The sequence below is a fragment of the Streptomyces glaucescens genome, assembly GCF_002154375.1.
Taxonomy (GTDB): Bacteria; Actinomycetota; Actinomycetes; order Streptomycetales; family Streptomycetaceae; genus Streptomyces; species Streptomyces glaucescens.
The window spans coordinates 1-11,062 of the sequence record NZ_MUND01000547.1 but is presented as its reverse complement, the minus strand read 5'-3'; the positions used below and the strand labels follow the sequence as shown (position 1 = coordinate 11,062).

The following is an 11,062-nucleotide window of genomic DNA, read 5'->3' as shown; positions in this document are numbered from 1 at the left end:
CGCCGCCGGCGGCGTACCTGCCTGCTCCGAGATGCAGAGCCGCTACTTCGCCCTGCTGTGCAGCGGCAAGAGGAGGCTGCCGGACCGGGTCCGGCTCCAGGGGCTCATCGAGCGGCAGGCCGCCTACGAGAACGAGGTCTTCCACGGCAACCCCGGCCTGCGCACCCTGGTCCACTACAACCACTACATGATCGATTTCGCGAAGGTGATCGGCTGCTCCCCGTGGCGCCCGGCCCTCCTCCTCGATCCGCGGCTGGCCCTCCGGCTGTGGTGCGGCTCGCAGACACCGCACGTGTACCGGCTGTCCGGCCCGCACAGCGACCGCAGGACCGCGCGCAGGACGGTGATGAGCCTGCCGCCCGCCTTCACCACCTCCCAGACCGTCCTGACCACGGCGGTCGGCGTGGTCTCGCGCGCGCTGATCGCGCTGGGCCTGATGAAGGCGGATCCCGTCTACTGAGACGTGTCGCGGGCACCACCCCCGGGCACTCGGGGCGGGACCACGAGGTCTCGAGGGAAAGGTGCCGCCACGGTGGACGATCAGCGCTACGACGAGCAGGGCGAGGTACCACTGACGGGCTACGCCGGTGTCGCGGGCGTGTTCGCGGCGAGCGCGGTGACGTACGCGCTGGTGTTCCGGCGCCTGGGACGGCAGGTGCCGGAACGGGTGCCGCCGTGGGACGTGGCGCTCCTGGGCACGGCGACCTTCAAGGCGGCACGGCTGCTCACCCGGGACAAGGTGACCAGCTTCCTGCGGGCGCCGTTCACCCGCCGCGCCGGCGAGGGCGGGGGCAGCGAGGTGTCGGACGTGCCCCGGGGCGGTACGGCCCGGCAGGCGGTCGGCAGCCTCATGTCGTGCCCCTTCTGCATGGCCGCCTGGGTGGCCGCCGGTCTCACCGCCTACTACGCGTGGGCGCCGCGCCCCGCCCGGCTCGTCTGCGCGGGGCTGAGCGCCGTGACCGTGGCGGACTGGCTGCAGTACGCCTGGACCGGGACCCGGGAGGCCGTCGACGGCTGACCCGGGTACCGGGCGCGGCCGGTCGCCGGCAGCCGGTGACCGGCCGCCCTGCCGGGGCAGCGGAGAACAGGAGCGCGTATGTCCATGTCTGTGTCCGTGCCGCTGCCGGTCGACGCCCGGGAGCACGGGCTGACCGGTGACGGAAGCACCGACGACCAGCCCGCGTTCGCGCGGCTGGTGGACGCGGTGGGCGCCGCCTGCGCCGCCGACGGCCGCCCCCGGGTCATCCACGTCCCCGCCGGCCGCTATCTGATGTGCGACCGGCCCACGCTCTGGCACAGCGGGGTGTCGCTGATCGGGGCCGGACGGGGCGCCACCTGCTTCGTGCTGGCCAATCCCGGCGCCCCGCGCACCCCGGTGCCGCTGGCCTGGTTCACGACCGCGCAGCACGGGGCCGGCCGGGACCGGCACATCGCCGACATCACCTTCGCCCACTTCGAGATCGACGGGTCGGGGGTGTCGACCGAGGAGTACGACGTGCTGGCCAAGGGGCTGGGGCTGCAGTACGTGCTGCGAGGGCGCTTCAGCGACCTGTACATCCACGACACGGCCGCGACCGGCTTCGGCTGCGACTTCCTCCAGGACACCGTCGTGGAGGGAGTGCTGGCCGAACGGTGCGGACGGCAGGACCCCGGCGAGAAGATGGGGGGCGCGGGCATCGGCATCGGCGTCGGCGGCTGGGGCCCGGTCGAACGCCTGGCCGTCACCGCATGCACCGCGCGCGGCAACGGCACCAACGGCATCTTCCTGGAGTTGCAGCAGGAGGACTGGCCGCCGCCCCGCGGCATCCGCATCACCGCCTGTCACTGCGAGGACAACCGGTTCGGCATCTCCGACTGGGGCGCCGACGGGCTGGTGGTCTGCGCGTCCACGATGATCGGCAACCACGAGGCCGGGTTCGACGTGTCGTCCCAGGGCACCACCCGCGTCGGCGGGCGCGGCGGCATCGTCACCGGCTGTGTCATCGACGGCAATGTGCGCGACGGCATCGGCTTCGGCAACACCCCCGGCCGCTACGCCTTCCGGGGCAACCGCGTCAGCGGCAACGGCCGCCACGGCTTCTGGAACCACAACCTGGCGGGCGGTGACCAGGAATCCGCCGCGGACGTCGTGCTGGAGGCCAACGACATCCGCGGCAACGCGCTCGACGGCGTGCGCGTCGACGCCGGTCTGCGCGCTCCGGCCCTGATCGGCAACCGGATCCAGGGCAACGGCCGCCGTGCCGCGCCCGGGGCGGCCGGTGGCGGCGCGGGGGTGCGCTGCTCACCGCGGGCGCTGGTGGACGAGGGCGCGCACTGGGCGCCCGACGGCCACCGGGGCAAGCGGGTCACGGTGGCCGGGCAGAGCGCCCTGGTCACCCACAACACCGCGACGGAGCTGGGGCTGGCCCCGTGGCGCCCGGGCGCCACGACCGCCTGGCCCGACGGCACGCCGGCGCCCGGCACGGCGTACCACCTCCCGGACGGCCCCGGCACCCGGGCCGGGATCACCGTCGCCGGGCCGGTCACCGCTGCCCAGGTGGACGGCAACCGGGTGTGGGACGATCGGCGGCCCGCGACGCAGACCCACGCCCTCTGGATCACCGGGGACGGCCGGCTGACCGGCGGACGCGTGCGGGGCAACGACTTCCTCGGCAACGCCTCGGCGGCGACCCGTTGCGACACCGCGCCGGTGGACGTGCGGTGGCGGGACAACGACGAGTGACCCACCGCCGGGCCGGCTCGGCCGCGCCGGGTCGGCTCAGCGCGGTTGCGGCGCCTTGGTCTCCCTGCCGCTGCCGAGCCTCAACCGCGCACCCTGGCGGAGCAGTTCGTCCTGGACGAGTTCGGCGGGCACCTCGCGCGGGGTGCGGCCGGAGCGCACGGCGAGCGCGGCGCAGACGCCCGCGGCCTGGCCGGTCGCCATGGCGATGGGCATGACCCGGTAGGAGGAGTGCGCCACGTGCGAGCCGGAGATGCAGCGGCCCGCGACGAGGAGGCGCTCGGTGCCGCGGGGCAGCAGGCAGCGCAGCGGGATGTCGTAGAACCGGCCCTGCGGGACCCGCATCAGAATGGTCCCGGAGCCCTTCGGGTTGTGGATGTCGACCGGGTACGCGCCGTGCGCGACGACATCGGGGAAGGAGCGGGCCTCCATGATGTCGTGGCCGGTCAGGTGGTAGTCGCCGACGACGCGGCGGGTCTCGCGGACCCCGATCTGGGTGCCGCTCTGGGCGACGTACGACGTCTCGAAGCCGGGCACGCGGGTGCGCAGGAACCGCTCGATCTGCTCCAGCTGGCGGCGGGCGGTGTACTCGGCGCGGGTCAGGTCCCACACGTCGATGCCCAGCGCCCCGGTGACCCGGGTGCTGTTGACACTCACCTCGCCCGCGTGCGGCGTGCCGAAGAACAGGATGTCCTCGCGCGGCAGCGTCAGTTCCCCCGCCTTCGTGGCCTCCTCGACCAGGTCCCACAGCCCGTGCACGCCCTTCCACTGGTCGGGGTGCTCCCGGACGTACTCGGCGAACCGCGGGCGCAGGAAGTCGACGACCCGGAACATCAGCGTCATCGGCTGGACCAGCCCGTCCTGCGGGCGGCCGATCTCGTACGGCGCCCCGCAGGCGGTGGCCACGTCGCCGTCGCCGGTGCCGTCCACGACGACGTCCGCGTCGATCACCACCGGCCCCGACTTGGTCTCGAACACCACCCGCCAGCCGTCGTCCAGGGGCAGCGCGGTGGAGGCGAAGGAGTGGAACAGCAGGCGCACCCCGGCGTCGTCCAGCAGGTCCAGCAGGACCAGCTTGTAGATCTCCGGGTCGAACGGCACGGTGTAGCCGGTCTTCAGGGACGGCCGGACACAGCCGCCGCGCGTGTTCAGCCGGTCCAGCAGCTGCCACAGGAAACCGGCGACCACCGCCTCGCCCTCGCCGTGGTCGGTGGGCAGCAACTGGTCGCCCAGCTCGCCGGGTTCGGTGAACACCGCCTGCTTGCGCTCGTTGTGGAACGACATCAGCGGCATGACCAGGGCCGCGGTGGCGTTGCCGCCGAGGAAGCCGTAGCGCTCCACGAGGACGACCTCCGCGCCCGCCTCCGCCGCCGCGCAGGCGGCGGCCGTGCCGGCCGGTCCCCCGCCGACGACCAGGACATCCGCGCGGCCGCCGTCGCGGGCCGGGCGGGCCGGCACGGTGAGGGACCGGGGCTGTGCGGGTGGTTCCAGGATCGGCATCGCTTCTTCCCGTCGGCAGTGGATCCGCTGCGGCAGGCCCGGCGTCCGGCACGGCGGGGGCGGTGGGCCCCGCCGCGGAGTCAGGTCACGGTTCCGGTACCCGGCCCGAGCAGGTGCAGACCCGGCTCGGCGGCATCCGTGACGGCCGGCGACACCACGTCGAGGGAGTCGAGCACCGCGCCCAGGCGGGTACAGGTCTCCCCGGCCCGGCCGCGCAGCCGCCGCACCCGCTCCTCGAAGTCGCCGCGCCGCTGCGGGAACTCGTCCCAGAGCCGGTCCACCTCCGCGAGCAGCAGCCCCGCCTGCTCGCGGGCGACACCGACCAGGGCCGGGGCGCCGAGGCGGCGGGCGAAGTCGAAGACCTTGCCGGAGTACGGCAGCGGCAGGACGGGCAGCCCGGAGAGGGCGGCGAAGATCAGGAAGTGCAGGCGCATGCCGACCACGAGGTCGAGATGGCTCATGAAGCCGAGGACCTGGCCGGGGCTGTAGACGCTGTGCAGGATGCGGCCCCGGTCCGGGGCGGTCATCCGGGAGAGGACGCCGTGGGCGTGGTGCACGTCCTGGCGTTCCATCGGCACGAAGACGACATGGGCGTCCAGCCGCCGCACCAGGAAGTCCGCCACGTCGGCGAGGAGCGCGTGGTAGTCGCCCTCGTCGAGCTTCTCGGCGGCCCGGCCCGGCTCCCGCACCGACATGCCGACCAGCCGGTGCGCGTCGGCCGGAATGCCCTCCTGGCGCATCATCTGGTCGGTGAACGGCTCCGGCGGCAGCAGCAGCGCGGGATCGGCGGTGACGACGACGTCGCGGTCCAGCCCCGCCTCCTCCAGGACCAGGTGCGACTCCTCGTCGCGGACCACGACCTCCGCCATGCCGGACAGCACGGTGCGCACCGCCTCCCGGTCCTCCGCCTCGCGCAGCGGGCCCGCGCCGACGGCGTAGGCGAAGGTGCGCACGCCGCGGGCCTGGGCCGCGGCGACCAGGCGCAGATAGCGGCGGGCCTCGCCGTCGTAGAGGATGCCGCCGCCACCGAGGACCAGCAGGTCCAGCCGGGACAGCACGTCGAGCAGCTGCCGCTGCGGCACGCCCTCCCAGTCGACCACCTCGTCGAGGGTGGGGTGGTTCGCGCGGGTGTGCTCGGCGTTGCGGCTGAGGGCGACGAGCCGGGCCTGCGGGCGGTGGGTGCGCAGACAGCTCAGCAAGCAGGTGAGGATGGCCTCGTCACCCAGGTTGAAGCCACCGTAGGAACCGAGCAGGCCGATACGCGGGCTCGCTTGGGTGAAGCGGGGCGGCTGTGCGGTCGTGGTCATCCGGCACTCCTGTTCCGTGGCGGGTCGCTGCCGCGGGTTCGGGCCCGAGTTGCCGTTACAGGGCGGGAGAAACACCACTTCCGAGCACTGGGTCCGAGAGGGCGGCGGACGGCCGGCACGCCGTCGAGATCAGTCGAGGTCATACGCACGGCAACCGCGACCTGCGTCGCGGCGGAGCCCGTCACCACCGGCCCCGCGACCGGGGCCCGTCCCGGGCCGCCCGGCGGTCGACTCCGCGCCCATCCTTCCACGGGACCCCGCGGGTCACCATCTCAGGCGCCCTCCCGCCCGGACCGCTCCCCCAGTGGTTCGTGGCACGGCGTGCGCCCCGTGCGGAGACCGGGGCGCACCCCGTGCCGGGTCGCTGCGAGCGGGCGCCGTCACGTTCCGTGTCTCACTCCGTTGCCGTACATCACCGAGCCCCGGCCGCCGCGACGACGGAGGCTGTTCGGGTGCACCGGTGGTTCGCCGGACGCTCCGGGGCGCGGCCGCGGGCCCGTGCGTCGCGGGACGCTCGCCGCCTCCGGCGCCGGAGCCACGGTTCGCCGCCCAACCTAGGAGGCCTGGATGAGCACTCACACTTCCCGGACCTGGCAGCACGCCGTCGTCACCGGCGGCGCCGGCTTCGTCGGCTCGCACCTGTGCGCCGCCCTGCTGGAGTCGGGCGCCGCGGTCACCTGTGTGGACGACTTCAGCACCGGGCGGCCGGAGAACGTGGCGCCGCTGCTCGACCGCCCGGGATTCACCCTGGTGCGGGCCGACGTCGCGGCGGGCGTCCCCGTGGAACGGCCGCCGGACCTGGTGCTCCACTTCGCCTCCCCCGCCTCCCCGGCCGACTACCTGCGGCTGCCGCTGCACACCATGGAGGCCGGCAGCCTGGGCACCCGGCACGCCTTGCAGCTGGCCCATGGCGCGGGCGCCCGGTTCGTGCTGGCGTCGACGTCCGAGGTGTACGGCGACCCGCAGCAGAATCCGCAGGACGAGCGGTACTGGGGCCATGTGAACCCGGTCGGCCCGCGCAGTGTCTACGACGAGGCCAAGCGTTTCGCCGAGGCGCTGACCACCGCGCACGCGGACAGCGAGGGCACCGACACCTGCATCGTGCGGCTGTTCAACACGTACGGACCGCGGATGCGCGGCCACGACGGCCGGGCGGTGCCGACGTTCGTCCGGCAGGCCCTCGCCGGGGAGCCGCTCACCGTCACCGGCGACGGCCGGCAGACCCGGTCGCTGTGCTACGTCGACGACACCGTGCGCGGCATCCTCGCCGCGGCGGCGCACGGGCTGCGCGGCCCGGTGAACATCGGCAACCCCGGCGAGATCACCATGCTGGACCTGGCCCGGCTGGTGATCGAGCTGGCCGGGTCGGACTCGGAGATCCGGTTCATCGAGCGGCCGACCGACGATCCGGCCGTGCGCTGCCCGGACATCACCCTGGCCCGCGACAAGCTCGGCTGGGATCCGCAGGTGGACGCCGAGGAGGGGCTGCGCCGCACGATCGCGTGGTTCCGCTCCGGCGCGGCCCACTGACTCCGCCGTCGTCCCCGCCACCCCCGCGGAAGCCGACCGCTCCCTTCGCCGAAAGGCCAGGTCCTCCATGCGCATCCTCGGAATCAACGCCCTCTTCCACGACCCCGCCGCCGCTCTGGTGATCGACGGCCGTACCGTCGCCGCCGCCGAGGAGGAGCGGTTCTCCCGCCGCAAGCACGGCAAGCGGCCGGTGCCGTTCTCCGCCTGGGAGCTGCCGGAGAAGGCGGCCGCGTGGTGTCTGCGCCGGGCCGGCCTGCGCCCGCAGGACCTGGACGCCGTCGCCTACTCCTACGACCCGGCCCTCGCCCGGCCGGCCGGCGAGATGGGCCTGGACGACCCCTGGGACCATCTGCGGCAGACGTACGCCCGGGAGGCGCCGGGCTTCCTGAGGACCGCGCTGCCCGGGCTCGACCCGCAGATCGTGCGGTTCGTGCCGCACCACATGGCGCACGCCGCGTCCGGCGCCTACTGCGCGGACGGCGCCGAGGACTCCTCGGTGCTCGTCCTGGACGGCCGCGGTGAGCGTGCCTCGCACCTGGCGGCGCGCCGGATCGGGGACAAGCTGGAGCCGCTGCACGCGCAGGAGCTGCCGCACTCGCTCGGACTGGTCTACGAGGAGCTGACCGGGCACCTCGGCTTCCTGCGCTCGTCCGACGAGTTCAAGGTGATGGCCCTGGCCTCCCACGGCAGCCCGCGCATGCTGCCCGAGCTGCGCCGCCACGTGTACCCGACCGGCGACGGCGGCTTCCACGCCACCGGCGTCCCCTGGCACGAGTTCTGTCCGCCGCGCGGCGCCGAGGAGCCGTGGACGCAGGAGCACGCGGACGTGGCGGCGAGCGCCCAGGCGGTGCTGGAGGAGACCCTGCTCGACCTGGTGCGCTGGCTGCACGGCAGGACCGGTCACAGCGTGCTCACACTGGCCGGCGGGGTCGCCCTGAACTGTGTCGCCAACTCGCGGATCGCCCGGGAGGGCCCGTTCTCCCGGGTGTGGGTGCAGCCCGCGGCCGGTGACGCGGGCACCGCGCTGGGCGGCGCGCTGCTGCTGGCCGCCGGGTCGGGGGACTCTCCGGAGCCGATGACCGGCGCGGACCTGGGCCGGGACTGGACGGACGCGGAGCTGGGGGCGTGGCTGAAGACGGCGGCCGTGCCGTTCGAGCGTCCGCCGGACATCGCCGGGACGGTGGCGCGCACCCTCGCGGACAACGGGATCGTCGCCTGGTTCCAGGGGCGTTCGGAGTACGGTCCGCGGGCGCTCGGCCATCGTTCGCTGCTGGCCCATCCGGGGCACGCGGGCAACCTGGAGCGCCTGAACGACGTGAAGGGGCGCGAGCAGTTCCGGCCGGTCGCGCCGATGGTCCTGGCCGACCGGGCCGCCGAGATCTTCGACGGGCCGCTGCCCAGCCCCTACATGCTGTTCGTGCACGAGGTGGCCGAGTCCTGGAGGGACCGCATCCCCGCCGTGGTGCACGTGGACGGCACGGCCCGGATCCAGACCGTCGACCCGGCGCGGGAGCCGCTGGTGGCGCGGATGCTGGGCGAGTTCGAGAGGCTGACGGGGCTGCCCGTGGTGGTCAACACCAGCCTGAACACGGCGGGCCGGCCCATGGTCGACGACCCGCGCGACGCGCTGGAGTGCTTCGGCTCCTCGCCCGTGGACCTGCTCGCCATCGGCCCGTACGCGATCCGGCGCGGTGACTTCTTCCGCTCCGGCGGCGACGGGAGGCTCTGATGAGCGGGTACGGAGCGCGGCAGCCGGACGCCCACGGCGCGGAGACGGCGTACGCCGTGGTGATCCCCACTCTCGGCCGTCCCAGTCTGGGCGTGTGCCTGCGGGCCCTGGCCGCCGCCGACGGGCCGCCCCCACAGCGGCTGGTGCTCGTCGACGACCGTCGCCGGGACACCGGCGGGTCGCTCCTGGCGGAGGTGCCGCAGCCGCTGCGGTCGCGCACCACGGTCGTCGCGGGCGGCGGCCGGGGCCCCGCCGCGGCCCGCAACGCCGGGTGGCGCGCGGCCGGCGCGGTGCCGTGGATCGTCTTCCTGGACGACGACGTGGTGCCCGGCGCCGGCTGGGCCGCCGATCTGGCCCGGGACCTGGCCGCCACGACGGCCGGGACCGCGGCGGTGACCGCGCGGATCGAGGTGCCGCTGCCCGAGGGCCGGCGCCCCACCGACTGGGAGCGCAACACCGCCGGGCTGGCGAGTGCCCGCTGGATCACGGCCGACATGGCGTACCGCCGTACGGCACTGGAGGCGGCGGGCGGCTTCGACGAGCGGTTCCGGCGGGCCTTCCGGGAGGACGCGGACCTGGCGCTGCGGGTGACCGCCGCCGGCTGGTCGGTGACCGAGGGGTCGAGGACCACGGCCCATCCGGTGCGGCCCGCCGGCCGCTGGGTCTCGGTACGGCTCCAGGCGGGCAACGCGGACGACGTCCTGATGACCCGTCTGCACGGCCGCGGCTGGTGGCGGCGGGCGGACGCGCCGCGCGGGCGGCTGCCCGCGCATCTGGCGGTGACCGGGGCCGCGGTGGCCGCGCTGTCCTGCGCGGCGCTGCGCCGGCCGCGGGGCGCCCTGGCCTGCGGGGCGCTGTGGCTGGCGGGCACGGCGGAGTTCGCGCTGGCCCGGATCCGGCCGGGGCCGCGGACCCGGGACGAGGTCGTCACCATGGCGCTGACCAGTGCCGCGATCCCGCCCGCCGCCGTCTGGCACTGGCTGCGCGGGCAGGTCGCCCACCGCAGGACGCCGCCGTTCGACGTGTCGGAGGCCGGGGGACCGCCGTGGGCGCGGCGCGAGCCGGAACCGGAACGGGTGGGCTCATGACCATGCGGCCCTGGATCTTCACGGGACCCTCGGCGTCCTCCCGTGACCCCGCCCGCGATCCCGGCGACGGCCTCCCGGACGCCGTCCTCTTCGACCGGGACGGCACGCTGGTGGCCGACGTGCCGTACAACGGCGACCCGGCGCGGGTGCGGCCGATGCGGACGGCGCGCGCGGCGGTGGACGCGGTGCGGGCGCGCGGGATCGCGGTGGGGGTGGTGAGCAACCAGTCCGGGGTGGCGCGCGGACTGCTGACCCGGGCGCGGGTCGAGGCGGTCCAGCGGCGCGTGGAGGAGCTGCTCGGCCCGTTCGCGGTGTGGGCGGTGTGCCCGCACGGTCCGGACGACGGCTGTGCCTGCCGCAAGCCCGCCCCGGGCCTGGTCCTTGCCGCCTGCGCCCGGCTCGGTGCCGACCCGTCCCGCAGCGTGGTCATCGGTGACATCGGCGCCGATGTGGCGGCGGCTCGCGCGGCGGGCGCCCGGGGGGTGCTCGTGCCGACGCCGGTGACCCGTCCGGAGGAGACGGCAGCGGCCGTCGAGACGGCCCCGGACCTGCTGGCGGCGGTACGGCTGGTGCTGGGCCCGGCCCCGGGGCGGCAGCAGGCGGTGCCGGACCCGGAACGGCCGGAGCCGGGGCCACAGTGGCCGGAGCCGGGCCCGGACCCGCAGCGGCGGGAGCGGGGGCCGGACCGCTCCCCCACCGCCGTACGGACGGCGGCCCCCTCATGAGCGCCGCTCCCCGGACCCTCGTGGTCCGTCTCGACAGCGCCGGTGACGTGCTGCTCGCGGGGCCGGCCGTGCGGGCCGTGGCCGCCGGGTCGGCGTACACGGCGTTGCTCTGCGGGCCGCAGGGCGAGCAGGCGGCGCGCATGCTGCCGGGCGTGGACGAGGTGCTGGTGCACGACGCCCCGTGGGTGGGCCTGGAGCCGGCGGCGGTGTCGCGGGAGGAGACGCGGCGGCTGCTCGGGGACTTGGCGGAGCGCCGCTTCGACCGGGCGCTGATCCTGGTCTCGTACCACCAGAGCCCGCTGCCGGCGGCGCTGCTGCTGAAGCTGGCGGGGGTCGGCTGGACGGCGGCCGACAGCGAGGACTATCCGGGCGCGCTGCTGGATCTGCGCCACCACCGGCGTCCGCACCGGCACGAGGCGCTGGCCGCGCTGGATCTGGCGGAGGACGCCGGGTTCGCGCTGCCG

The 11,062-nt window shown here is 75.3% G+C and carries 10 protein-coding genes; 8 read left to right on the top strand and 2 right to left on the bottom strand.

Features of this window, described 5'->3' with window-relative positions; genetic code table 11:
• The 3 genes from CCN42_RS31395 to CCN42_RS31385 all read left to right on the top strand — a co-directional run.
• The coding region (locus tag CCN42_RS31395) for a flavin-binding monooxygenase-like family protein (protein WP_211294832.1) at positions 1–460 on the top strand (460 nt) is incomplete at its 5' end.
• Positions 461–532: 72 nt separating this feature from the next.
• Positions 533–1,018 carry a DUF1360 domain-containing protein gene (locus CCN42_RS31390; protein WP_086740689.1) on the top strand — a complete coding sequence of 162 codons (486 nt, stop codon included), beginning with the start codon at positions 533–535 and terminating at the stop codon, positions 1,016–1,018.
• Between the two features lie 78 nt (positions 1,019–1,096).
• Positions 1,097–2,722, top strand: coding sequence for a right-handed parallel beta-helix repeat-containing protein (locus CCN42_RS31385; protein WP_086740688.1), 1,626 nt, complete (start codon positions 1,097–1,099; stop codon positions 2,720–2,722).
• 36 nt (positions 2,723–2,758) lie between these two features.
• On the opposite strand, the gene CCN42_RS31380 is transcribed toward CCN42_RS31385, so the two are convergent.
• Both CCN42_RS31380 and CCN42_RS31375 read right to left on the bottom strand, forming a co-directional pair.
• Complete coding sequence (locus tag CCN42_RS31380; RefSeq protein ID WP_086740686.1) at positions 2,759–4,219, bottom strand: FAD-dependent oxidoreductase; 1,461 nt, start codon at positions 4,217–4,219, stop codon at positions 2,759–2,761.
• 80 nt (positions 4,220–4,299) lie between these two features.
• Positions 4,300–5,526 carry a polysaccharide pyruvyl transferase family protein gene (locus CCN42_RS31375; protein WP_086740684.1) on the bottom strand — a complete coding sequence of 409 codons (1,227 nt, stop codon included), beginning with the start codon at positions 5,524–5,526 and terminating at the stop codon, positions 4,300–4,302.
• 567 nt (positions 5,527–6,093) lie between these two features.
• Between CCN42_RS31375 and CCN42_RS31370 the strand changes: the two genes are divergently transcribed.
• The 5 genes from CCN42_RS31370 to CCN42_RS31350 all read left to right on the top strand — a co-directional run.
• The gene (locus CCN42_RS31370; protein WP_086740682.1) at positions 6,094–7,056 is read left to right on the top strand and encodes an NAD-dependent epimerase/dehydratase family protein; all 963 of its coding nucleotides are present in this window, start codon (positions 6,094–6,096) and stop codon (positions 7,054–7,056) included.
• A gap of 67 nt (positions 7,057–7,123) precedes the next feature.
• On the top strand, positions 7,124–8,785 hold the full coding sequence (locus CCN42_RS31365) for a carbamoyltransferase family protein (protein WP_086740680.1): 1,662 nt from the start codon (positions 7,124–7,126) through the stop codon (positions 8,783–8,785).
• Entirely contained in the window at positions 8,785–9,873 is a 1,089-nt protein-coding gene (locus CCN42_RS31360) for a glycosyltransferase family 2 protein (RefSeq protein WP_086740678.1), read from the top strand. Before CCN42_RS31365 ends, CCN42_RS31360 begins: the two co-directional genes overlap by 1 nt.
• Positions 9,870–10,598 (top strand): D-glycero-alpha-D-manno-heptose-1,7-bisphosphate 7-phosphatase, encoded by a 729-nt coding sequence (locus tag CCN42_RS31355; protein ID WP_086740677.1) that lies wholly within the window; start codon positions 9,870–9,872, stop codon positions 10,596–10,598. The genes CCN42_RS31360 and CCN42_RS31355 overlap by 4 nt, the downstream gene beginning before the upstream one ends.
• Positions 10,595–11,062 (top strand): glycosyltransferase family 9 protein (locus CCN42_RS31350; RefSeq protein ID WP_143662068.1); only part of this gene is annotated, 468 nt, incomplete at its 3' end. The genes CCN42_RS31355 and CCN42_RS31350, both read left to right, overlap by 4 nt.